This window comes from Pseudomonas sp. NFIX10 (genome assembly GCF_900111955.1).
GTDB classification, from domain to species: Bacteria; Pseudomonadota; Gammaproteobacteria; order Pseudomonadales; family Pseudomonadaceae; genus Aquipseudomonas; species Aquipseudomonas fluorescens_AA.
The window spans coordinates 21,754-44,612 of sequence record NZ_FOKH01000047.1 but is presented as its reverse complement, the minus strand read 5'-3'; the positions used below and the strand labels follow the sequence as shown (position 1 = coordinate 44,612).

General features: G+C 62.4%; 20 protein-coding genes. 12 read left to right on the top strand and 8 right to left on the bottom strand.

The window, feature by feature from the left end:
* The coding region (locus BM321_RS28465) for a retention module-containing protein (RefSeq protein WP_139230505.1) at positions 1-1,460 on the bottom strand (1,460 nt) is incomplete at its 3' end.
* Positions 1,461-1,914: 454 nt separating this feature from the next.
* On the opposite strand from BM321_RS28465, the gene BM321_RS28460 reads away from it, so the two are divergent.
* The 3 genes from BM321_RS28460 (at position 1,915) to BM321_RS28450 (ending at position 7,047) form a co-directional block, all read left to right on the top strand.
* Positions 1,915-3,273, top strand: a complete 1,359-nt coding sequence (locus tag BM321_RS28460) for a TolC family outer membrane protein (protein WP_092446314.1) — start codon at positions 1,915-1,917, stop codon at positions 3,271-3,273.
* A gap of 30 nt (positions 3,274-3,303) precedes the next feature.
* Positions 3,304-5,463 carry a type I secretion system permease/ATPase gene (locus BM321_RS28455; protein WP_092446312.1) on the top strand — a complete coding sequence of 720 codons (2,160 nt, stop codon included), beginning with the start codon at positions 3,304-3,306 and terminating at the stop codon, positions 5,461-5,463.
* A gap of 219 nt (positions 5,464-5,682) precedes the next feature.
* Positions 5,683-7,047 carry an HlyD family type I secretion periplasmic adaptor subunit gene (locus BM321_RS28450; RefSeq protein ID WP_092446310.1) on the top strand — a complete coding sequence of 455 codons (1,365 nt, stop codon included), beginning with the start codon at positions 5,683-5,685 and terminating at the stop codon, positions 7,045-7,047.
* A gap of 131 nt (positions 7,048-7,178) precedes the next feature.
* Here the strand turns inward: BM321_RS28450 and BM321_RS28445 are convergent, their stop codons facing one another.
* Complete coding sequence (locus tag BM321_RS28445; RefSeq protein WP_092446308.1) at positions 7,179-7,775, bottom strand: tRNA-uridine aminocarboxypropyltransferase; 597 nt, start codon at positions 7,773-7,775, stop codon at positions 7,179-7,181.
* A 2-nt stretch (positions 7,776-7,777) separates the two neighbouring features.
* Positions 7,778-8,671 (bottom strand): LysR family transcriptional regulator, encoded by an 894-nt coding sequence (locus BM321_RS28440; RefSeq protein ID WP_003184133.1) that lies wholly within the window; start codon positions 8,669-8,671, stop codon positions 7,778-7,780.
* A gap of 327 nt (positions 8,672-8,998) precedes the next feature.
* Between BM321_RS28440 and speB the strand changes: the two genes are divergently transcribed.
* The 4 genes from speB to BM321_RS28420 all read left to right on the top strand — a co-directional run bounded on the left by speB (position 8,999) and on the right by BM321_RS28420 (position 13,525).
* Positions 8,999-9,949, top strand: a complete 951-nt coding sequence (gene speB, locus BM321_RS28435) for an agmatinase (RefSeq protein ID WP_072412353.1) — start codon at positions 8,999-9,001, stop codon at positions 9,947-9,949.
* A gap of 10 nt (positions 9,950-9,959) precedes the next feature.
* Entirely contained in the window at positions 9,960-10,367 is a 408-nt protein-coding gene (locus BM321_RS28430; protein WP_092334049.1) for a YybH family protein, read from the top strand.
* A 49-nt stretch (positions 10,368-10,416) separates the two neighbouring features.
* A complete protein-coding gene (locus tag BM321_RS28425; RefSeq protein WP_175534935.1) occupies positions 10,417-11,928 on the top strand; it encodes a purine-cytosine permease family protein in 1,512 nt (503 codons plus the stop codon).
* Positions 11,929-12,136: 208 nt separating this feature from the next.
* Positions 12,137-13,525, top strand: a complete 1,389-nt coding sequence (locus tag BM321_RS28420) for a sodium:solute symporter family protein (RefSeq protein ID WP_092334053.1) — start codon at positions 12,137-12,139, stop codon at positions 13,523-13,525.
* A 208-nt stretch (positions 13,526-13,733) separates the two neighbouring features.
* On the opposite strand, the gene BM321_RS31125 is transcribed toward BM321_RS28420, so the two are convergent.
* Both BM321_RS31125 and BM321_RS28410 read right to left on the bottom strand, forming a co-directional pair.
* A complete protein-coding gene (locus tag BM321_RS31125) occupies positions 13,734-13,862 on the bottom strand; it encodes a PA1414 family protein (protein ID WP_003198971.1) in 129 nt (42 codons plus the stop codon).
* Between the two features lie 139 nt (positions 13,863-14,001).
* Entirely contained in the window at positions 14,002-14,895 is an 894-nt protein-coding gene (locus BM321_RS28410; RefSeq protein WP_092254892.1) for a putrescine utilization regulator PtrR, read from the bottom strand.
* 103 nt (positions 14,896-14,998) lie between these two features.
* Here BM321_RS28410 and BM321_RS28405 point away from each other — a divergent pair, with 103 nt between their 5' ends.
* Entirely contained in the window at positions 14,999-16,171 is a 1,173-nt protein-coding gene (locus BM321_RS28405; protein WP_092334057.1) for an MFS transporter, read from the top strand.
* Here the strand turns inward: BM321_RS28405 and BM321_RS28400 are convergent, their stop codons facing one another.
* Both BM321_RS28400 and BM321_RS28395 read right to left on the bottom strand, forming a co-directional pair.
* Positions 16,172-17,626 (bottom strand): NCS1 family nucleobase:cation symporter-1, encoded by a 1,455-nt coding sequence (locus BM321_RS28400; protein ID WP_060738694.1) that lies wholly within the window; start codon positions 17,624-17,626, stop codon positions 16,172-16,174.
* Positions 17,627-18,016: 390 nt separating this feature from the next.
* Positions 18,017-18,853, bottom strand: coding sequence for a CvfB family protein (locus tag BM321_RS28395; RefSeq protein ID WP_060738695.1), 837 nt, complete (start codon positions 18,851-18,853; stop codon positions 18,017-18,019).
* Between the two features lie 339 nt (positions 18,854-19,192).
* On the opposite strand from BM321_RS28395, the gene BM321_RS28390 reads away from it, so the two are divergent.
* The 3 genes from BM321_RS28390 (at position 19,193) to BM321_RS28380 (ending at position 21,236) form a co-directional block, all read left to right on the top strand.
* A complete protein-coding gene (locus tag BM321_RS28390) occupies positions 19,193-19,381 on the top strand; it encodes a hypothetical protein (protein WP_025212437.1) in 189 nt (62 codons plus the stop codon).
* A 190-nt stretch (positions 19,382-19,571) separates the two neighbouring features.
* A complete protein-coding gene (locus tag BM321_RS28385; RefSeq protein ID WP_092446302.1) occupies positions 19,572-20,288 on the top strand; it encodes a TorF family putative porin in 717 nt (238 codons plus the stop codon).
* A gap of 81 nt (positions 20,289-20,369) precedes the next feature.
* The gene (locus tag BM321_RS28380) at positions 20,370-21,236 is read left to right on the top strand and encodes a DUF6279 family lipoprotein (protein WP_092446300.1); all 867 of its coding nucleotides are present in this window, start codon (positions 20,370-20,372) and stop codon (positions 21,234-21,236) included.
* Positions 21,237-21,409: 173 nt separating this feature from the next.
* On the opposite strand, the gene BM321_RS28375 is transcribed toward BM321_RS28380, so the two are convergent.
* On the bottom strand, positions 21,410-21,802 hold the full coding sequence (locus BM321_RS28375; RefSeq protein ID WP_092446298.1) for a transcriptional regulator: 393 nt from the start codon (positions 21,800-21,802) through the stop codon (positions 21,410-21,412).
* Between the two features lie 187 nt (positions 21,803-21,989).
* Here BM321_RS28375 and BM321_RS28370 point away from each other — a divergent pair, with 187 nt between their 5' ends.
* Positions 21,990-22,721 carry a DUF899 domain-containing protein gene (locus tag BM321_RS28370; RefSeq protein ID WP_092446296.1) on the top strand — a complete coding sequence of 244 codons (732 nt, stop codon included), beginning with the start codon at positions 21,990-21,992 and terminating at the stop codon, positions 22,719-22,721.
* Positions 22,722-22,859: the final 138 nt, after the last annotated feature.

The following is a 22,859-nucleotide window of genomic DNA, read 5'->3' as shown; positions in this document are numbered from 1 at the left end:
AGGGTCTGCACACCGTCCAGCGCGGTCACGGTGAATGTGCCGTTTTGAGTCAGGGCCGGTGCGTCCGGGCTGCTGCCGTCGCTGAGGTTTTTTTCCTGGACCGTCAGCTCACCACCTTCGGTGTCGAGGCCGGTGATGATCACCGGGTCGTCGTTGTTGTGCACTTGCAGCACCAGGTTTGCGGTGCTGGTGTCGCCATCGGCGTCGGTCAGTGTGTAGGTGAACGTCTCGGTACCGCTGCCCCCGCCATGCAACGCGATGAATTGCGGGTCGCTGGTGTTCAGGGTGTAGGTGTACGTGCCGTTGGGGTTGAGCACCAGGGTGCCGTAGGTACCGGTGAACGTCCCGCCAATGATCGGCCCGCTGTCGGGGCCGGTGGGGATCCGGTCGGCGCCCTGGTGGTCGTTGGGCAATACGTTGCCAGTAAGGGTGACCAGGGTTTCCGACGCCGTGTTCGCGTGGCTGTCGTCGATCGCCTGCGGCACGTCATCGGTGATGTTGACGTCCAGGGTGCCGGTGGCCGTGTCGCCGTCGGTGTCGATGGCCACCACGGGGAACTGCTCGGTAATGGTGTTGGCACCGCCGCCGGCAGGATGGGTTTCATTGTCCGTCAGGGTGTAGGTGTAACTGACCACCCCCGTGGTCGGGTCATAGCCCGTGATGGTCAACGTGTTGCCCAGCGCCGACGTGATGGTCTGAGGAAAGCCTGCGGGCACGCCGCCGCTGATCACGTTGATACCGCCGATGCTCAGGCTGCTCAGCCCGTCAGGCGCGGAAACCGTGAAGGTGCCATTTTGCACCAGCGCCCCCGGATTGCTGGCCGAACCATCGGCCAGATTGGCCTCGTTGGTGGTCAGTTCGCCGCCCTGGACATTGACCCCGTCGAGGGTCACGGGGTTGTCCGGCGTCTCAGGGGTTACCGGCGGCACGGCGGCATTGTCGCCGGTGTTATCCGGGTCACCGGCCAAGCGTAGCTGGGGAAATTCGGGAATCCCGTTGAACCCGGCCGTCGGGAAACCGATCAACGGATCGACCTCCCCGCCCACTTCTTCCAACAGCACAAAACTGTGCCCACCGCCTACACCGCCCGGGTTGCCACCTTCAGGCCCGGCGGCCGTGGCTTCGCCGGTCTGGGTCGGGTCGGCGCCGGCGGCGATGGCTTGCTGCAGCTTTTGCACATCGGTCAGTTGCGCGTCGCTCGGCGTCGTCGTGTCGGGCGTGTCGACATGAGGCGCATGGTTGGCCAGCAGCTGCGGGGTCAGGGTCAGGTTGCTTTCGCGGCCCAGGGTCAACGACTGGCCGTTCTGCAGATGCACAGCCACGGCCCCTTCGGCACCGGTGACCAGGTGTTCGCCGGCATAGAGCCGATCGCCTTCGACCAAAGGCCGCCGCAGGCCACCAGCCGCTTCTGCGAACACTTGCCCGACCACTTTGCTGACGATACCGATGAGCGCTGCCATGTGCATTTCCTCCGTTGCCGACCGCAATCGGCACCTGTCTGGGTGAAGAATTCGTCCTCAGGTTTGGCGACCCAAAAAGCTGGAAAATCTGCCAGCTTTCGCGGAAGCAGAAGTGCTGGCAATTCGCCTAAACGACAAAAAACCGTCACAAAAAACCGCTTCTCACATCGCCCTTTCGGTACTTCTTCACATTGCGTAAAAATCTGCCTGGAACTTTTATTGACGCCTAAAAGCCGTCAGAGCCCGCAGATTAAAAGGCTTTCGCTCTGAACAATGTGCTGGTTTTTTTCAAGTTCATAAGTTTTTTTCGGAATAAGACTTATGAGAAATTCTTCTTAGGTTTTGCTCAGGATGTTCTTAGCTGTGTTGTTACAAGGTTGAAACGGTTTTGATCTTAAACACGTCAATATTTTGGCGACAAGCGAAGCACTACGGACCTCAGGAGATGCACCCCATGCGCGTTCTAACCCCCCTCTGCAGCGCGGTTTTGCTGGCCATGGCCTGCTCTTCTCAGGCGCAGGCCATGTCATTGACCGAGGCGATCCAGAGCACCATCGCGACTCACCCGGAACTGGCACAACGGGTGGACAGCCGTCTGTCGGCCAATGAAGACGTCAAGGTCGCCAGAGGGGGCTTTTTCCCATCGGTGGATCTGAATGCCGGTTACGGCCGTGGCTACAGCGACAACACCAACACCCGCGCCTTGGGCAACCACCACACCAATATCCTGACCTACACCCAATCGGAACTGCGCCTGCGGCAGATGATCTTCGACGGGTTCAACACCGCCAATGAAGTGCAACGCACCCAGGGCGTGGTCAATTCCCGGGCCTATTACGCCCAGGGCACCGCCCAGGATCTGGCGCTGCGTACCATCGAGGTCTACCTGGAAGTGCTCAAGCGTCGCGAGCTGGTGACCCTGGCCAAGAACAACCTGCAGGCGCACCTGCGGGTCAACGACCAGATCGGCCTGCGCACCCAGCGTGGGGTGGGCAGTACGGCCGACTCCGACCAGTCCAATGCCCGTCGGGCCCTGGCGGAAAACAACTACGACACCGCCCAGGTGGACCTGGCGGACGCCGAGGCGAACTTCTACAGCGTGGTCGGGCGCATGCCCGATGAGCTGGAGGCGCCGCCCTCGACCAAAGGCGAAATCCCCGCCGACCTGCGCGAAGCCCAGCAAAGCATGGTGGACAACAACCCGTACCTGAAATCGGCCCAGGCCGACATACAGTCGGCCGAGAGCCAATATGAAGTGGCGAAGTCGCCGTTCTACCCGCGCTTCGATGCCGAGGCAGCGGTGGGCGCCAACAACAACCTTGGCGGCGAAGAAGGCCACGACAACAACTGGCGTGTGGGTGTGGTGATGAACTACAACCTGTTCCGCGGTGGCAGCGACAAGGCGCGGCTGGCGTCCAACGCCCACCAGATCAACCAAGCCATGGACATCCGCAACAACGCCCTGCGCCAGCTCAACGAAGACACGCGCCTGGCCTGGAACGCGATGCTCAACGCCCGCAAACAGACCCCCACCGCCCGCGAATACGCCGACACCACCGCCCGTGTGCGCGCCGCGTACCAGGACCAGTTCGGTCTCGGCCAGCGCACCCTGCTTGACCTGCTCGACAGCGAAAACGAGCTGTACAACGCCAACCGTCGCTACACCGAAGTGCGTTACACCGAGGAGTACTCGATGTACCGGGTACTGGCGAACATGGGCCTGCTGTTGCACAAACAACGGATCGTGCTGCCGGCCGATGCGGTCGCGCAGACCGAAGTCAAGAATCAGGCACGGCTGCCGGAACTGAAGTAGCCCCCTCCAAAAAAAACGGGAGCGAACACTGTGACCAGCATGGAACCCACAACCCTCGGCGCCGATCCGCGCCTGAACTTCGATGATCCCTTGCTGGACGGCCTGTTGATCCTCTGCAAACTCCATGGCGCGACGGTCAGCCGCGCCAGCCTCAGCGCCGGGCTCCCTATGGCGCACCAACGCTTGAGCCTGGACCTGCTGCCCCGCGCAGCGGCCCGGGCGAGCTTGCAGGCGCGGTTGTTGCGTCGTGAGCTGACGGACATCTCCCCCCTGAACCTGCCGGTGATGCTGATCCTGGCGGGGGGCCGTTGCGCGGTATTGCGGCGCTGGGGCGAGGATGGCAAGGCGCTGATCCTGCCCAGCGAAGCCGATGGTGGCGAGCAGTGGGTCAGCCGCGAGGAACTGACCACCGATTACAGCGGCCAGGCGCTATTCGCCCGGCCGCGCCATGAACTCGAAGACCTGCGCGCCCCCCTGGTGCCGCGGGTCGAGGCGTGGTTTCGCGACACCTTGAAACTGTCGCGCTGGCTGTACAGCGACGCGATCCTGGCGAGCTTCCTGATCAACCTGCTGGGGCTGATGGTGCCGCTGTTCGTCATGCAGACCTACGACCGCGTGGTGCCGAACCAGGCCACGTCCACCTTGTGGGTGCTGGCCGTGGGGCTGTTGATCGGCACCGGCTTCGAACTGGTGCTGCGGGTGGTGCGCGCCCATCTGCTGGACACCGCCGGCAAGAAAACCGACGTGATTCTGTCCGCCACCCTGTTCGAACGCATCACCGGCATGGCGATGAAGGCCAAGCCGGTGACCATCGGCGGCTTCGCCCAGAGCATCCACGACTTCCAGGGCCTGCGCGAATTCCTCACGGCTGTGACGCTCACCAGCCTGATCGACCTGCCCTTCGCCCTGCTGATGCTCGTCGTGATCGGCCTGCTGGGCGGCTGGCTGGTGGTGATTCCCGTGATCGCGTTTCCGATCACCATCGTCTTCGCCATGATCATCCAGGTGCGCCTGCGCGACACCGTGCAAAAAAGCCTGGCCCTCGGCGCCCAGCGCCAGGCCCTGCTGATCGAAACCCTCGGCGGCCTGGAAACCCTCAAGGCCTGCAGCGCCGAAAGCGAGCGCCAGCATCAATGGGAAAGCACCCACGGCGCCCTCACCCGCCTGGACAGCCATGCGCGCAACCTCTCGGCACTGGCGACCAATGGCACCTTGTTCCTGCAACAACTGGCGGGCATGGCGACCATCGTCGCCGGGGTCTACAGCATCATTGCCGGCAACCTCAGCGTCGGCGCGCTGGTGGCGACCTACATGCTCGGCAGCCGGGTGCTCGCCCCGCTCGGGCAGATCGCCGGGCTGATCACCCGCTACCAGCAAGCCCAGCTCACCATGCGCAGCACCGATGCCCTGATGGCGTTGCCCCAGGAGCGAGACGCCAAGCAGCGGCCCCTGGACCGTACCCAATTGCAGGGTGCTCTGGACGTCAGCGGCGTCACGTTCCACTACAACGGCCAGAGCGCCCCGGCGCTGACCAATGTCAGTTTCAGCCTCAAGCCCGGCGAACGGGTCGGGATCATCGGCCGTAGTGGCTCGGGCAAGAGCACTCTGGCGCGCCTGGTGATGGGTTTCTATGCCCCGGAGGAAGGCCAGTTGCTGCTGGACGGCCTGGATCTGCGGCAACTGGACGTCGCCGACCTGCGCCAACAGATCGGCTACGTCGCCCATGACCTTCCGCTGCTGGCCGGAAGCCTGCGGGACAATCTCACCCTGGGCGCCCGCTACATCAGTGATGCGCGCATGCTGGAAGTGGCGGAACTGACCGGAGTCACCGAACTGGCGCGCCAGCATCCCCAAGGTTTCGACCGCCCCGTGGGCGAGCGCGGGCAATTGCTGTCCGGCGGCCAACGCCAAGCCGTGCTGCTGGCCCGGGCCTTGTTGCTCGACCCGCCGATCCTGCTGCTGGACGAACCCACCAGCGCCATGGACAACAGCAGCGAAGACGTCCTGCGGCAGAAGCTTCACCCCCATGTACAGGGCAAGACGGTGCTGCTGGTCACTCACCGCACCTCGATGCTGAGCCTGGTGGACCGGTTGGTGGTGCTGGATAACGGCCGGATCGTGGCGGACGGGCCGAAGGAGGCGGTCATCGATGCCTTGCGCAAGGGACGGGTAGGCTCTGCGGCGGTTTAACAACCGACACCACACCTGTGGCGAGGGAGCTTGCTCCCGCTGGGCTGCGAAGCAGCCCCAAAGCCATTCACTCGATTGTGTCAGACGGACCGCATCGACAGGCTTTACGACGGCTTCGCCGCCGAGCGGGAGCAAGCTCCCTCGCCACAAAAGCAGCACCCCGCTCTTTTCTAAAAAGCAGCGACCGGCTCCATTTCACTCAACTGACGGGTACCGCCCATGTCTGCTCAAACACCGGATTCAGCCGCCCGAAGCTACTTCGGCAGTTTCAGCAAAAGCGCCGAAAGCGAGTTCATGCCGGAAACCGCCGGCGCCACGCTGCAGGATTCGCCGCGGCGCTCGCGGGTGACCGTGTGGCTGGCCGCCGGGTTGATCGTCACCGGGCTGGTCTGGGCGAAGTTGGCGGTCTTGCAGGAAGTCACCACCGGCGAAGGCAAGGCGATTCCGTCGAGCAAGATCCAGGTGATCCAGAACCTGGAGGGCGGCATCGTCACCGAGATATTCGTGCGCGAAGGGCAGATGGTGAACAAGGGCGACACCCTGCTGCGCCTGGACGACACGCGATATCAATCGAACAAGGGCGAGAGCGAAGCCGACCGCTATGCCTTGACCGCCCAGGTCGAACGCTTGTCGGCCGAGGCCGAGGGCCGGCCCTTCAAGCTTTCTGCGGAGGTGATCGCCAAGGCCCCGCAAGTGGCCGAGGACGAGCGCTCGCTGTACGAACAACGCCAGCGGCGCCTGGCCAGCGAACAACGGACCCTGACCGAACAGCTGCGGCAGAAGACCCAGGAGCTGGCGGAGTTTCGCTCCAAGCAAGGCCAGTTCAGCTCCGCCCTGGCCTTGTTGCAGGAAGAAATGAACATGTCCGCGCCGCTGGTGCGCACCGGGGCGGTGTCGCCGGTGGAGATCCTGCGACTCAAGCGCAGCGCGGTGGAAATCCGCGGTTCGCTCAACGCCACCACCCTGGCGATTCCCCGAGCCGAATCGGCGATCAACGAGATCAAGAGCAAGATCGACGAATCGGAACAGACCTTCCGCTCCGAGGCAGCCAAGGACCTCAACGAGAAACGCACCGAACTGTCGAAAATCACCGCCTCGAGCATCGCCATCGACGACCGCGTGACCCGCACGACGGTGGTCTCGCCGGTACATGGGGTGATCAAGCAACTGAAGGTCAACACCATCGGCGGCGTGGTGCAGCCGGGTAACGACATGGTGGAAATCGTGCCCCTGGAAGACAACCTGCTGATCGAAGCCAAGGTCCGCCCCCAGGACGTGGCGTTCCTGCACCCGGGCCAGAAAGCCATGGTCAAGTTCAGCGCCTATGACTACACGATCTATGGCGGGCTGAGCGCCAGGCTCGAACTGATCGGCGCCGACACCATCACCGATGACAAGGGCAACAGCTTCTACCTGATCCAGGTGCGCACCGACAAAAACCACTTGGGCGGGGATGCCAAGCCGTTGCTGATCATTCCGGGAATGGTGGCGACGGTGGACATCATCACCGGGGAGAAAAGTGTCCTGGATTACTTGCTCAAGCCGGTATTGAAGGCACGGACCGAGGCGATGCGCGAGCGGTAGTTCCTGACTGGAGTCTTCTCTGATCAATAGGCCGCCATCGCGAGCAAGCTCGCTCCCACAGGGGGTCTCCGACGCACAAAAATCCACTGTGGGAACGAGCTTGCTCGCGATGAGGCCGGCAGCCACACCACCTATTTTTCAGCATGATTACGACGAAACGTCTCCTCCCCCATCGCCACAATCTGCCCCTCGATCAAGGCCTCGAACGGCCTCAACAACGCCTCGAAACTCACCGGCGCTTCCAGCACCTGCAACGCCTGGACAATCGCCTCCACCGTCGACAACGCCCCCGGCCCGGGCGCCTTGCGCAAGCGGTAACGGGACACAGCGCCTTCGGCCAGGGTCACCCTCGGCAGCGCCGCCAGCAGCGGGTTGAGGTGCAACAGCTTGCGTGCCTTGCGCCAGGTGCCATCCGGGACGACCAGCAAGATCGGCTCATCGGACGGTGCGCGGGCCTGCAACGGTAGCGCCTCGTCGCCGGGAAACAACAACCGCGCCTGATAACCCGGTTGATCGAGCAACCGGGGCAGATCCTCGAACACCTCACCCACGATCAACTCGGCATTATTGAGCCCCAACGCCGCCAGGCGGGCGGTGTTCAAGGCATGGTTCACTTCGCTGGGATGCTGCAACAGCAAGATGCGGGTGCGGCTGTCGAGGCTGGGGATCAGCGGGCACAGGCAATGGCTTTGTGGCCTGTGGCAACGCGGGCACTGGATTCTGGACATGGTCAGGCCTGATTCAGTTGAGCTTTGAGCAAATCACGAAACGTCTGGATCAGCGGCTCGCGGCTGCGACCGCGGCGCACGATCATCGAAAACGGCGCCTGATAGCCGAAGGTCGCTGGCAGCAGCACGCGCAAGTCGCCCTTGTCGACCCAGGCCTGGGCGTAGTGCTCGGGCAGGTAGCCGACGTAGGCACCGGACAGCACCAGGATCAACTGCGCCTCCATGCTCTCCACCGTCGCCGCGCTGTGCTTGAAGCCGTGGCGGGCCAGTTCGGCCTGGCTCCAGTAACCGCGCCCGACCATGCGTTGCTGGGTGATGACCTGCTCGGGAATGCGCCGCTCGTTGAACAACGGGTGACGGTTGCTGCAATACAACCAGTGCTGCTCACGGTACAGCGGCATGTAGACCAGCCCGCTCATGCGCGTGGAAAACGCACCGATGGCCAGGTCCAGGCGGTTGTCCTGCACGCCGAGTTGCAGCTCGTAAGGGCTCATGACCGACAGATGCAAATGCACCGCTGGATGTTCCTGGCTGTAGGCGCCGATGGCTTCGGCGAACGGCAAGGCCTTGTCGCTGACGGTGGAGTCGATCACCCCCAGGTTCAACGTACCGCGCAGCTCCCCCTTGAGTGCGGCGGCGTACTGCTCGAACCCTTCGAGCTCGCCCAACAGGCGCAGGGTTTCCTGATGGAACAGCTCGCCCTTGCTGGTCAGGCTGAACCCGCCCCGGCCGCGATGACACAGCACCAGGCCCAAGGCGGATTCCAGCTGGCTCATGTAGGTGCTGATGGCCGACGTGGACAGGTTGAGCTCGTGCTGGGCATTGGCGAACCCCTGGTGCCGGACCACGCTGACGAAAATACGCAGCAGTTTCAGGTCGGGTAGAGCGTTGGCCATTGGGGGTCTCCATACAATCGAGTCAATGCACATTTGTGGCGAGGGGATTTATCCCCGCTGGGCTGCGAAGCAGCCCCAATACCATTTTCCTGACACACCGAGCTTTCAGGTTTTAGGGCCGCTTCGCGCCCCAGCGGGGATAAATCCCCTCGCCACAGAACCACACCCATCCAAACAGGGGGACCGTGTTGCCGCGAAGTCTATCGCCCCCGCTCGCCATTAGTTTAGAAAAATCTGAACTAAGTATTTGCCCCCAGCGATTCTTCACGGCAACGGCTTTTCGCAGAATCGGCCCCTGATAAATAAAACCGCGATGAGGCCCTACCCGTGGACAAGACTCTTCACCAACCACTGGGCGGCAACGAAATGCCGCGCTTCGGCGGCATCGCCACCATGATGCGACTCCCCCATTTGCAAACCGCTGCCGGCCTGGACGCGGCCTTCGTCGGCGTGCCGCTGGACATCGGCACCTCCCTGCGCGCCGGCACCCGTTTCGGCCCTCGCGAGATCCGCGCCGAATCCGTCATGATCCGCCCCTACAACATGGCCACCGGCGCCGCACCGTTCGACTCACTGTCGGTGGCGGACATCGGCGACGTGGCGATCAACACCTTCAACCTGCTGGACGCGGTGCGGATCATCGAAGAGTCGTACCACAAGATCCTCGAACACAACGTCATCCCCCTGACCCTGGGGGGCGATCACACCATCACCCTGCCGATCCTGCGGGCGATCCACAAGAAACACGGCAAGGTCGGCCTGGTGCACATCGACGCCCACGCCGATGTGAACGACCACATGTTCGGCGAGAAAATCGCCCATGGCACCACCTTCCGCCGCGCCGTGGAGGAAGGCCTGCTCGATTGCGACCGCGTGGTGCAGATCGGCCTGCGAGCCCAGGGCTACACCGCCGATGATTTCAACTGGAGCCGCAACCAGGGCTTTCGCGTGGTCCAGGCCGAAGAGTGCTGGCACAAATCTTTGGCGCCGTTGATGGCCGAAGTGCGCGAGAAAGTCGGCGGCGGCCCGGTGTACCTGAGCTTCGACATCGACGGCATCGACCCGGCCTGGGCGCCCGGCACCGGCACCCCGGAAATTGGCGGCCTGACCACCATCCAGGCGATCGAAATCGTCCGGGGCTGCCAGGGCCTCGACCTGGTCGGTTGCGATCTGGTAGAAGTCTCACCGCCATACGACACCACCGGCAACACCTCGCTGCTGGGCGCCAACCTGCTGTACGAGATGCTCTGCGTACTGCCCGGCGTGGTGCACCGCTGAAGGTGCGGCCATGAACGATCGAGATCAAATCCTCAAGGCCGCCGCCGAGCTGGTGTCGGCCTTCGCCCGCAATGACCGCGACGCCTACTTCGGTGCGTTCACGGCCGATGCGAGTTTCGTGTTCCACACCCTTGAACAGCCCCTGCTGTCACGCAATGCCTACCAGGCATTGTGGGATCGCTGGCGGTCCGAGGATGGCTTCGAGGTGCTGAACTGCACCTCGAGCAACGCCTTCGTCAGCCGGCAAGGGGACGTGGCGATCTTCATCCATGACGTGGCCACCGAGCTGCGCATGCAAGGGGAGCTTCACCGTAGCCAGGAGCGCGAAACCATTGTGTTTCGCCAAGAACAACAAGGCCTGTGGCTGGCCTGTCACGAACATTTGTCCGCAATACCGGAAGGGCTGCCATCCCCTTAGCAACAGGCGACATTCACATTCGATGAACGCGCCTCGATGATCGGAGCAGATCATGCATAACAATAACGATAAAAGCCTTACGCACATTGAAACCAACGGGGTCGAACAGATCCCGGACCACGAACGCACTGCTGGCCCGGGCGACCTGTTTCGCCTGATTTTCGGCGGCGCCAATACCTTCGCCACCGCCGTGCTCGGCAGTTTCCCGGTGCTGTTCGGCTTGTCGTTCCAGGCCGGGGTCTGGGCGATTGTGCTGGGCGTGTTGGTGGGTTCGATCATTCTCGCGCCGATGGGCCTGTTCGGCCCGCTCAACGGCACCAACAACGCGGTGTCTTCCGGTGCGCACTTCGGCGTGCACGGGCGCATCGTCGGCTCGTTCCTCTCGTTGCTGACCGCCATCGCGTTTTTCTCGCTGTCGGTGTGGAGCTCGGGCGATGCGTTGATCGGCGGCGCCAAGCGGCTGGTCGGCGTGCCGGAAACCGACCTGAGCCTGGGCCTGGCCTACGGCCTGTTCGCCCTGTTGGTGTTGACGGTGTGCATCTACGGCTTCCGCTTCATGCTGTGGGTCAACCGCATTGCCGTGTGGGCCGCCAGCCTGCTGTTCCTGCTGGGCATTTTCGCCTTCGCACCGACCTTCGACAGCCAGTTCGCCGGCACGGTCAGCCTCGGCCAGCCGGGCTTCTATGCTGCCTTCATCGGCGCGGCGCTGGTAGCCATGAGCAACCCGATCTCCTTCGGAGCGTTCCTGGGCGACTGGTCGCGCTACATCCCCCGCAACACGCCCAAGCGCCGCATCATGCTGGCCGTGATCGCGGCACAACTGGCGACATTGATCCCATTCCTGTTCGGCCTCGCCACCGCCACCATCGTGGCGATCAAGGCGCCGGACTACATCGCGGCCAACAACTACGTAGGCGGGTTGCTGGCGGTTTCGCCGGGGTGGTTCTTCCTACCGGTGTGCCTGATCGCGGTGATCGGCGGCATGTCCACCGGCACCACCTCGCTGTATGGCACCGGGCTGGACATGTCCAGCGTGTTCCCGCGGGTGCTGTCGCGGGTCAAGGCCACGCTGCTGATCGGCGTGCTGTCGATTGCCTTCATCTTCATCGGGCGCTTCGCGGCGAACCTGGTGCAGAGCGTATCCACATTCGCCGTACTGATCATCACCTGCACCACACCGTGGATGGTGATCATGATCATCGGCCTGCTGGTGCGCCGCGGCTTCTACTGCCCGGATGACCTGCAAGTGTTCACCCGCGGTGAAACCGGCGGGCGCTACTGGTTCAGCCACGGCTGGAACTGGCGTGGCCTGGGGGCGTGGATCCCCAGTGCGCTGGTGGGGTTGTGCTTCGTCAACCTGCCGGGGCAGTTCGTCGGGCCGCTGGGGGAATTGGCCGGCGGGATCGACATCAGCCTGCCGGTAACCCTGGGCCTGGCCTCGGTGGTGTACCTGGTGCTGCTTGGGGTGTTCCCTGAGCCGGCGGCGGTGTATGGGCCGGATGATCCGCGTAGGAACGATTCGGCGTCCATCGATAAACCGCAGCTCGGGCAGACCGCCTGACCCAAGGTGAATGCCTCACCTGGCTTTAAATGCAACACCTGAGGCTGGGAGCTTTTGTGGCGAGGGAGCTTGCTCCCGCTCGGTTGCGAAGCAATCGCTATTTTGGGAGTGCTCCGCACTCCAGCGGGAGCAAGCTCCCTCGCCACAAAAGCGTCACCCGACATCATCCCGACCTTCTTATAAAAAAGACAATCGGAGACACGCCACCATGGCTTTGGACTTAATCGTCGTTCTCATCTACGCCGCCGGCATGATCGCCCTCGGCTGGTACGGCATGCGCCGCGCCAAAACCCGTGACGACTACCTGGTGGCCGGGCGCAACCTCGGCCCGGGCTTCTACCTGGGCACCATGGCCGCCACCGTCCTGGGCGGTGCGTCCACCATCGGCACCGTGCGCCTGGGCTACGTCTACGGCATTTCCGGGTTCTGGCTGTGCGGCGCCATCGGCCTGGGCATCGTCGGCCTGAGCCTGTTCCTCGCCAAGCCGTTGCTCAAGCTCAAGATCTACACCGTGACCCAAGTGCTGGAACGCCGCTACAACCCGGCGGCGCGCCAGGCCAGTGCGCTGATCATGCTGGTTTACGCACTGATGATCGGTGCCACCTCGACCATCGCCATCGGCACCGTGATGCAGGTGTTGTTCGGCCTGCCGTTCTGGGTGTCGATCCTGGTGGGCGGCGGCGTGGTGGTGCTGTATTCCACCATCGGCGGCATGTGGTCGCTGACCCTCACCGACATCGTGCAATTCTTGATCATGACCGTCGGCCTGGTGTTCCTGCTGATGCCGATGTCCATCAGTGACGCGGGCGGCTGGGATGCCATGGTGGCTAAACTGCCGGCCAGCTACTTCGACTTCACCGCGATTGGCTGGGACACCATCCTCACCTACTTCCTGATCTACTTCTTCGGCATCTTCATCGGCCAGGACATCTGGCAGCGCGTGTTCACCGCCCGCAGCGAAGGCGTGGCCAAAGTGGCCGGCACCGCCGCCGGCCTGTACTGCGTGCTGTATGGCCTGGCCGGGGCGTTGATCGGCATGGCGGCCAAGGTGTTGCTGCCGGACCTGGAGAACGTCAACAACGCCTTCGCCAGCGTGGTACAGACCAGCCTCCCCAACGGCATTCGCGGCCTGGTGATCGCCGCGGCCCTGGCGGCCTTGATGTCCACCGCCGCGGCGGGCCTGCTCGCCGCGTCCACCACGGTGGTCCAGGACTTGCTGCCCCGTCTGCGCCAGGGCCGTGAGAGCGGCAGTGGCGACGTCCACGAGAACCGCATCGCGACCCTGCTGATGGGCGCGGTGGTCCTGGTGATCGCCCTGGTGGTCAGCGATGTGATCAGCGCCCTGACCCTGGCCTACAACCTGCTGGTGGGTGGCATGCTGATCCCGTTGATCGGCGCCATCTACTGGAAACGCGCCACCACCGCCGGCGCCATCACCAGCATGTCGCTGGGCTTCTTGACCGCGCTGTTCTTCATGCTCAAGGACGGCCTGGACGCCAACACGCCGATCTACTACAGCCTGAGCGTGGCGCTGGTGAGTTTTGTGCTGGTGAGCGTGCTGTCGCCACGGCCGAAGGTGGTGGCCGAGGCGGTTTGACCGCCAACGCCTGACAACGAGATCCCTGTGGGAGCGAGCTTGCTCGCGATGACGGCAGTACATTCAACAGGAATGCATGCCGGTCCACCGCTATCGCGAGCAAGCTCGCTCCCACAGGTTCTGTCTTCAGAAATAAAAAGATCGCAGTTCCGGGCCATCTCAATTGAAATGGTCCGGAACTGCGATCTCTCCAAATTCGGCGATGTATTTACCGGCGACGCGGTTGGCGGCGGCGTTGCTCGTCATCGGTGCGGATCGGTACCGGTTGCATCGGCGGTTCGATCAGGCCAAGCGCGACACCCAAGTCGTGAAGCCAGTTCTGGATTTTCTCTTTCATCGTGGTGCCCCCTCAGGGTGGTGCGAGCGGCAGATTTCTGTGGCCCCTTCGCACTGATAATAGTCCGATGTTCTACGCAATGCTCGTCTCAGTTTGCAATGATCTGTTACTGAATTGATCCAAATCCACCTCCCGGAGTTCAAGCCGATTGCGCCGTGAGCATTGGCCCCCGCGGCCAGGCCTGTTGTTGCAACTCGATCCAGGCGTTCAGGTTGGCTCCGACCATGCCTTTGCGCCACATCAGCCAGGTGGTGGCGCTGGCGAACGGCTCGGCCAGCGAATGCACCGTGACCCGCTCGCGGCCCGGCAGGCTGGCCAGCATCGACTCGGACATCAACGCCACCCCGGACCCGGCGATCACACACGCCAGCATCCCCTGGTAAGACTCGATTTCCATCGCCCGGCCCATGGTCGCGTGATCATGGGCAAACCAGGCCTCTAATCGCATCCGGTACGAGCAACCACGCCGGAACGTGAACACCGCACGGCCCTGCACATCCAGGGCACTGCGTACCGGCGGGTGATCGGCCTCGGTAATCAGCACCAACCGCTCGTCGCACAACGGCACGCCATCCAGCCCCGCCAGCTCCAGCGGGCCGTCCACCAGTGCCGCGTCGAGCCGGTTGGTGAGCAGGCCTTCAAGCAGCTCGCCACTGGGCCCCGACTGCACTTGCAGGTTTACCGCCGGGTACGCCCGGTGATAAGCCGCCAGCAGGTCCGGCAAATGCGTCGCCGCCGTGCTGTACATCGTGCCCAGCAGGAAATCCCCGGCCGGCTGGCCGCCCTGCACGGCGGCATGAGCCTCGTCGTGCAAGGCGAACAGCTTGGCCGCATAGTCCAGCAACACTTTACCTGCGGGCGACAACTGCAAACGCTGACGCTCCCGCAGGAAAAGGTCCACACCCAGTTGCTCTTCAAGCTGCTTGAGCCGGGTCGACAGGTTCGACGGCACCCGGTGCAGGCGCTCGGCGGCCCGGGTGATGGAACCTTCCTCGGCCACGGCCTGGAAAATCCGCAGTTGGCTGAACTCCATGACCTTCTCCAAAAAAGAACAAGTTACTCACTATTATTCATTTTTAATGAAAGTCAATCAGTCCTAGCCTGACGGTCATTCGCCCCGACACCGGAGAACGACCATGTCACCTCTTATTCGCCTGCTCGGCAGCTTCATCGCGCTGATGATGGCCATGGGCATTGGCCGCTTCGCCTTGACGCCCCAGTTACCTCACTTGATCGGCGAAGGTCAGGTCGACTTGACCGCCGCCGGTCTGATTGCCGCCGCCAACTACCTGGGGTACTTCATCGGTGCGCTCGATGCGATGTTCGCCCGCCGTCCGGAACAGGTGCGGCGGCGGTTGCTCGGCGGCCTGTGGCTGTGCGTGCTGTTGACCCTGGCGTCGTTCTGGGCCTGGGGCTTCTGGCCGCACCTGGCGTTGCGCTTCGGCACCGGCGTGGCGAGCGCCTGGGTGATGGTGATGATCACCGCCCTGAGCCAACCCTTGGCCGCGGCGGTGGGACGGCCACGGCTCGGTGCCCTGGTGTTTGCCGGGCCGGGCCTGGGGATTTTCCTGACCGGCCTGCTCGCCCTCGGCTCGAACCTGCTGGGCCAGACCTCCGCCACCCTGTGGCTGGTGTATGCCGGCGTGGCTTTGGCGATGTTGCTGGTGATCTTGCCGATCCTGCCGCAGCCGGCAGCCGCAACACCTGTCCCTGGGCCGACCGCCCCTTCGCCGAACGCGGGCATCGCTCGACTGGGCGTGGTGTACGCCCTGTACGGCGTGGGCTACATCATTCCGGCCACGTTCCTGTCGCAAATGGCCTCGGCGCAGTTCCACGGCCAATGGCTGGCCGATCTGTTCTGGCCCTGCTTCGGCCTGGCCGCCGCCAGCGGCGTGTTGCTGGTCAGCCGGCGACGGCCGAACCCGAACACCACCGGCCGCTGGCTGATCGGTACGCTCTGGCTGCAAGCCGCCGGGGTATTTGCCTGCCTGCTGGGCAGCGGGCCGGGGCTGGCGCTGGGGGTGATCCTGTGTGGCACACCGTTCCTGGCCTGCATGCAGTTGGTGATGCTGCGCTCCCGGGAACTGGCGCCCCACGCCACCCAGCGCAACGCTGGCCTGTTGACCGCCTGCTTTGCCGTGGGCCAACTCAGCGGCCCCCTGCTGGCGGCGCTGAGCAGCCATTTCAGCGGCGGTCTGCAACCGGCGCTGATCATTGCCGGCAGCGGCCTGGTGCTGGCCGGTGGCCTGTTGCTGCGGCCCGCCAGCCGAGGCGCGGCGAGCCCTTGCGCCCAGACCGCCCTGCGTTGATCAGGCCTGGCCGGCCGGGCTGAACGCCTTGCTCGACTGCGTGGCCGGCTCGCGTCGCGCCAAGGCGAAATACAACACCCCGCCCAGGAAGCAACCGGTAAACCAGGCAAAGTTGGCCATCGGTTGCAGCACGGGGGTGAAGGTGATCGCCACCCCCATCAGCGTCGCCGGAATCAACGCCTTGACCGCCGTCCAGTTGATGCCGCCGCTGTAGTAGTAGCGCCCGCTCGGCCCGTCATTGAACAACGCATCGACGTCGATCTGCTGCTTCTTGATCAGGTAGTAATCCACCAGCAGGATCCCGAACAGCGGGCCGATGAACGCCGCCAGCACATCCAGGGTGTAGTGGATCACTTCGGGGTTGTTGAACAGGTTCCACGGCGTGATGAAAATCGAGGCCACCGCCGCGATCATGCCGCCAGCGCGCCAACTGATCTTGCTGGGGGCGACGTTGGCGAAGTCGAAGGCCGGCGAGACGAAGTTGGCGACAATGTTGATGCCGATGGTGGCGGTCACGAAGGCAAAGGCCCCCAGCAAGACCGCCACGTCGTTGTCGATGCGCGCCACGGTGGCAATCGGATCGTGGAGCATTTCACCGAACACCGGCAAGGTCCCGGAAACAATCACCACGGTGACCAGGGAAAACGCCAGGAAATTCACCGGCAGCCCCCAGAAATTACCCCGGCGCACGTCAGACATGCTCCGGCAGTAACGGCTGAAATCGCCGAAATTCAGGGTCGGGCCGGAAAAGTACGACACCACCAGGGCCGTCGCCACGATCACTTGGCCGAACGCCTGCCAGCCGGACAGGGACTTTTCCGCCAGGGTGAAGCTGATGTTGCTCCAACCGGCCTTCCACACGATCCAGCCGGCCAACAGGAACATCACGGCATACACCACCGGCCCGGCCCAGTCGATGAACCGACGGATCGATTCCATGCCGGTCCAGAACACCAGCGCCTGGACGAACCACAGGCTGAGGAAGCCGAACCAACCGAGGTAGGACAAACCGGCAAAATGCGGCGTCGCGTAAACTTCCATCGAAGGAAAAAACCGCAGCACCACGATGATCAGCGCGCTGGAGGCCAGGTACGTCTGAATGCCGTACCAGGCCACGGCGATCAAACCGCGAATGACCGCAGGAATATTCGCCCCGAATACCCCGAACGCCAGCCGACAGATCACCGGGTACGGCACCGCCGCCTGTTGGCTCGGCTTGGCGACCAGGTTGGCGATCAGCTGCACGATGCAGATCCCGCCGAGCAAGGCGATAAGCACTTGCCAACTCGCCAGGCCCAAGGCGAACAGACTGGCGGCGAAGACATAACCGCCCACGCTGTGCACGTCACTCATCCAGAACGCGAAGATGTTGTACCAATTCCATTTCTGCGGCAGCGGGCCCAGGTCCTCGTTATAGAGGCGGGGGCTGTAGCCGTTGGGCAATTGCTCGGACATTGCGGGGCTCCTTTGAGTACCGCCGTGCCCCCGTATCGACCTGCTCACCATACTGCGCACGGGAGCCGGCATGGTTTGTATACGCGTTGCCACGCAGAATGCGTGCCATACGCGCAGGATGTGAGACAAACCGGGGTGTGTGGCGCAGAGGAAGGCCGCGCAGGAACAGGCATACGCCCACGAACAGGGCGCGGGTGCATGCTAAAGGTGCAGGAATTTGTATACAGCGAAGATCAATCTGTGGCGAGGGAGCTTGCTCCCGCTGGGGCGCGAAGCGGCCCCTTCGAACATGCCACCTCGGTGTGTCAGCTTGGATTGAGTGCACCTGGTTTGGGGCTGCTTCGCAGCCCAGCGGGAGCAAGCTCCCTCGCCACAGGGGATTGTGCGCAGTTAGCTCAATTCAATACGATCGGCATGAATGACAATCTGCCCATTCTTGTACAGCGCCCCAATGGCCTTCTTGAAATTGCCCTTGCTCACGCCAAACAGGCTGCTGATCAGCGCCGGGTCGCTCTTGTCGCTGACCGCCAGGGTGCCGTTGTTCTCTCGCAACTTGGCGAGGATCTTGGCGTTCAGGCTGGTGGCGGCTTCCTGGCCCACCGGCTGCAGGCTCAGGCTGATCTTGCCGTCCGGGCGAATCTCCTTGATGAAGCCTTTTTCCTGCATGCCGGCGCGCATGAACTTGAAGATTTCATTCTTGTGGATCAGGCCCCAGTGCTTGTTATTGATGATCGCCTTGAACCCCATGTCGGTGGCTTCGGCGACCAGCAAATCCACTTCCTGGCCCGGCGTGTAGTTGGCCGGGGTCTTGTCCAGATAACGATCCAGGCGTGCCGTGGCGGTGATGCGGCGGGTGTGCTTGTCGAGGTAGACGTGCACCACGCAGTATTCGCCAGCGGTCATCTGGCGCTTTTCTTCGGAATACGGCAGCAACAGGTCCTTGGGCAGGCCCCAGTCCAGGAACACGCCGATGCTGTTGACCTCAACCACTTTCAGGCTGGCGAACTCACCGACCTGAACCTTGGGTTTTTCGGTGGTGGCGATCAATTTATCGTCGCTGTCCAGATAAATGAAAACATTGAGCCAGTCTTCATCTTCACTGGGAATATCCTTGGGAATATATCGATTGGGCAGCAGGATTTCGCCGTCCGCACCGCCGTCCAGATATAAACCGAAGTTAGTGTGTTTAACCACTTGCAAACTGTTGTAGCGCCCGACTAAAGCCATTTCCAATACCCTCATTGCGTGGGCGGCATTCTACCCGGTTTTGCGGCGCGATTCGTGGCCGCCAGCAAGGTTTGCCTGGAAGGCCCGGCACAAGCGTTGATTTTCCTGGGTTTTCGTCCGAGGCACAGCCATTCGTCAGGCCGGTGACGGTGCGTGTCATCCGTTCTCGGCGCAATATTCTTCACACGGTTGTTATTTAAAACAGAGGCTTAGGGCAATTATTGCCGGATAACGGCCAATTATTTCCGTCATGCCAGCGATAATTCAGAAGAATATTTGCCAAGCAATTGTCAAGTATTTCCTGTACGATGCCTGGCCCAATTAATTATCTACAGGTTAATGGCCGTCATGCGCGTAAAAGCATCCAACAGCAAATCGAAGCCAGCTCCAGCCGTTGAAACCAGCGAGTCGATCAACGACCAGATCGCGGCGTTCCTCAAGTCCGGCGGCGAGATCCAGCAAATTGCCAAAGGCGTCAGCGGCCAGACATTCGGCCCATCCAAGCAGATCAGCCTGGGCAAGAAGTAACCTACGCGTCACCTGGTCCCAAAGCGCTTTGAGCTTCGAAGCGCTTGGACTGGACCCCTCCCCCGCTCTATTCATCGCCCATGAACCGACGAACGGCCTTCGCTGCCGATCATTCGCCGGTATCCTTGCACCTCTCTAGCTCAAGCGTTTCAGCTTAGTTCCTGCTCCTCGCTATTTCATGGAGTGAAGCATGCGTATTCCTATTGTTGCGCTGGCGATCAGCCTGTTGACGTGCTCCCTCGCCCAGGGGCAGGTGTTCCAACGCGAACTCGGCGACTTCGACCTCAAACTGGGCACCACCCCCAGCCGCAGCATGGCCGAGGGTCTCGTCACGCCATCGAGCACCGGTTCGTTTCATGGTGGGTTGGACCTGAGCCACGACAGCGGCTGGTACATCGGCCAGTGGTCACCCAGCGCCGGCCTGACCTCCTCGGCCGACCTTGAAATCGATTCCTACATGGGCTTTAAACACCCCTTCGACCAGACCCTGGGCTACGAAGTCGGCCTGATCCACTACAGCTACCCCACCGCCGATACCCTCGACAGCCAGGAGTTCTACGGTGGCCTGACCGTGCTCGGCAGCCGTTTCGGCGCTGCCCTGAGCAACGATCCGGACAAACAGAACAGCACGCTGTTCGCCGACCTCGGCGGCAACGTGCCGTTCGGCATTGGCATCAGCGCCAAATACACCACCCACCAGCTCAATACACCAGTCTCGGTCGAGAACGGTTACGTAGGCAGCTTCAGCGACTGGTCGTTGAAAATTTCCCGGCCCTGGAAAGGCATCGACCTGGACCTGATCTACAGCGACTCAAGCCTCAGCGGTAGCAGTTGCTCGGCGTATTCCGGCCACAACAGCGAATGCGACAGCCTGCTGACCCTCAAGATGGCCCATCCTTTTTACTAAGCGTTACGTATTCGATCGGCTGAACTGCTGCGTGTCTGCCATGCTCCAACAAAGCAACTACGCTTTTGCAAGGACTCGCTCATGTCGCGCTGGTTGACCCGCACTGCCCTGTTCATCGCCCTGCTGCTGACGCTCACCGCCTGCAGCCGCGTAGGCCTGGCCTACCGCAACCTCGACCTGATCATCCCCTGGACCCTCAACGACTACCTGGAGATCAACGGCGAACAGAAAGACTGGTTCAACGAACGCCTCAAGGAACACCTAACCTGGCACTGCACCACCCAGTTGCCCGGCTACCTCGATTGGCTAGACCGTTTGGAAACCATGGTGCAGACCAATCAGGTGACCGACCAAGCCCTGCAACAGCGCACCCGGGAAGCCAAGGCCGCTATCGCCGAAACCGCCCGTGCAATCACCCCCTCGGCCATCGAATTGCTGCAAGGCCTGAGCGACGACCAAGTCGCCGACATGGACGCCGCCTTCGTCAAGGACCAGCGCAAGCGCCAGCAGCAATACCTCAAGCCGACATTGCAGGAGCAGATCCAGGAACGCAGCGAACGCATGGTCAAACGCCTTGACGACTGGCTCGGCCCGCTCAACGACGCCCAGCGCCAGCGGGTAACGGCCTGGTCCACCGCCCTGGGCGATCAGAACCAGCAATGGATCGCCAACCGCGCCCACTGGCAGAACCAGTTCAGCGAAGCCGTGGCCCAACGCCACAGTCCCGATTTCCCGAAACGCATCGAGCAGTTGCTGGTCAACCGCGAAAGCCTCTGGACCCCCGCCTACCGCGAGGCCTTCAGCAAAACCGAAGCCCAGGCTCGCAGCCTGCTGGTGGACCTGATGGCCGAAAGCACCCCGCCCCAGCGCGAACGGCTGCTGAAGAAAATCGACGGGGTGAAGAAGGATTTCACTGATTTGAAGTGCCTGAAAGCAGCACGATCTTAAAACCACTGAAGATCCAATGTTGGAGCTCCAATGTGGAAATGTGGGAAATGTGGGAAATGTGGGAAATGTGGGAGCGAGCTTGCTCGCGATAGCGGTCTGACATTCAACAGATGTGTTGCCTGTTCAATCGCTATCGCGAGCAAGCTCGCTCCCACAAGGTTTGTGCCTGGTTCCTAGGCAATCTGCGCCTTGGACGCCAAATCATCAAAGGTAAACTCATCCAGCGCATCTTCCTGCTCATCCAACACCTGGCGCGGATGATCATTGCCCGGAATGCTGCTGTCGATCAGGCTCAGCAACCGCGAGCCACGGGGCGTCAGCACGAAATTCTCGCCATTACCGCCCTCGTCCTCCGGCCGCGGCTCGATATAGCCACGCTCCAGCAGTAATTTTTCATACTCACCGGCGACTGCTTTCAGATGATCGAGGTTCTCGATCTCCTCGCCTGCAGCTGCTTTCTCTGCCGCGTACTGCTCCGCATAAGGCCGAGGTGTAAAGCTGTGGCCGGCGCCGTTCTGCACTTCGTGCAACAACTTTTCGATCAAGTCCCAGTTATAAGTCGTCATCCTGATCCATCCTCTGAAGAGTGAGATGCCTACCTAGGTTGTGACCGAGGTGCTGCGCTGCCGTTCAGCCGGGTTTCCGGGTGGTCTCTGCCTTGAGCCGACCAACGGCCTGTCGAATACATCGAAGGCCAAACGACCAGTTGCTGAAGCGCCCACTCAGCAGCTCTGCCATGCAGGAGAAATCACCATGAACGTAGAAAATCATCCGGTCGTCTCGCGGGAAGAATGGCTCGCCGCCCGCCGCCAACATCTGGCCCACGAAAAAGCCTTCACCCGCGAACGGGACAAACTGAGCGCCGAACGCCGCGCCCTGCCCTGGGTCAGAATCGACAAACCCTACCGCTTCCAAGGCCCCCACGGCGAACTGAGCCTGGGCGACCTGTTCGGCGGGCGCAGCCAACTGATCGTCTACCACTTCATGTTCGGCCCCGGCTGGACAGAAGGCTGCCAGGGCTGCTCCTTCCTCTCCGACCACATCGACGGCGCCAACCAACACCTGGCCCACCATGACGTGGCCGTGGTCGCCATCTCCCGCGCCCCGTTCGCCGAGTTCCAGGCGTTCAAACGGCGCATGGGCTGGGCGTTCGACTGGGTCTCGTCCAACGGCTGCGACTTCAACTACGACTTCGGCGTCAGCTTCAAAGCCGAAGACACCGCCGGTGGAAAAGCCACCTACAACTACGAAAAAACCGACACCACCGAAGGCGAACTCCCCGGCCTGAGCGTCTTTTATCGCAACGAAGCCGGCGACATCTTCCACACCTACTCCACCTACGCCCGCGGCCTGGACATCCTGGTCGGCACCTACAACTACCTCGACCTGACGCCCAAGGGCCGCAACGAAGACGAAATCATGGACTGGGTGCGCCACCACGATAAATACGACGAGGCCAAGCCACACAGCTGCTGCCATGGCTGACCCCACCCCAAGTCGAGCACAGCCCCTGTGGCGAGGGAGCTTGCTCCCGCTCGACTGCGTAGCAGTCGCCTGCATTGCCTGACCCGCGGCAGTCCAAAAAGCCGACTGATGCAGGGCCAAAGGTCCTACACAAAGCTC

Bases quoted from the DNA above. Each gene is read 5' to 3' on its own strand.
- BM321_RS28460 (WP_092446314.1), top strand. From the start codon at position 1,915: ATGCGCGTTCTAACCCCCCTCTGCAGCGCGGTTTTGCTGGCCATGGCC.
- BM321_RS28450 (WP_092446310.1), top strand. From the start codon at position 5,683: ATGTCTGCTCAAACACCGGATTCAGCCGCCCGAAGCTACTTCGGCAGT.
- BM321_RS28445 (WP_092446308.1), bottom strand. From the start codon at position 7,775: ATGTCCAGAATCCAGTGCCCGCGTTGCCACAGGCCACAAAGCCATTGC.
- BM321_RS28440 (WP_003184133.1), bottom strand. From the start codon at position 8,671: ATGGCCAACGCTCTACCCGACCTGAAACTGCTGCGTATTTTCGTCAGC.
- BM321_RS28430 (WP_092334049.1), top strand. From the start codon at position 9,960: ATGAACGATCGAGATCAAATCCTCAAGGCCGCCGCCGAGCTGGTGTCG.
- BM321_RS28420 (WP_092334053.1), top strand. From the start codon at position 12,137: ATGGCTTTGGACTTAATCGTCGTTCTCATCTACGCCGCCGGCATGATC.
- BM321_RS31125 (WP_003198971.1), bottom strand. From the start codon at position 13,862: ATGAAAGAGAAAATCCAGAACTGGCTTCACGACTTGGGTGTCGCGCTT.
- BM321_RS28410 (WP_092254892.1), bottom strand. From the start codon at position 14,895: ATGGAGTTCAGCCAACTGCGGATTTTCCAGGCCGTGGCCGAGGAAGGT.
- BM321_RS28405 (WP_092334057.1), top strand. From the start codon at position 14,999: ATGTCACCTCTTATTCGCCTGCTCGGCAGCTTCATCGCGCTGATGATG.
- BM321_RS28400 (WP_060738694.1), bottom strand. From the start codon at position 17,626: ATGTCCGAGCAATTGCCCAACGGCTACAGCCCCCGCCTCTATAACGAG.
- BM321_RS28395 (WP_060738695.1), bottom strand. From the start codon at position 18,853: ATGGCTTTAGTCGGGCGCTACAACAGTTTGCAAGTGGTTAAACACACT.
- BM321_RS28390 (WP_025212437.1), top strand. From the start codon at position 19,193: ATGGCCGTCATGCGCGTAAAAGCATCCAACAGCAAATCGAAGCCAGCT.
- BM321_RS28385 (WP_092446302.1), top strand. From the start codon at position 19,572: ATGCGTATTCCTATTGTTGCGCTGGCGATCAGCCTGTTGACGTGCTCC.
- BM321_RS28380 (WP_092446300.1), top strand. From the start codon at position 20,370: ATGTCGCGCTGGTTGACCCGCACTGCCCTGTTCATCGCCCTGCTGCTG.
- BM321_RS28375 (WP_092446298.1), bottom strand. From the start codon at position 21,802: ATGACGACTTATAACTGGGACTTGATCGAAAAGTTGTTGCACGAAGTG.
- BM321_RS28370 (WP_092446296.1), top strand. From the start codon at position 21,990: ATGAACGTAGAAAATCATCCGGTCGTCTCGCGGGAAGAATGGCTCGCC.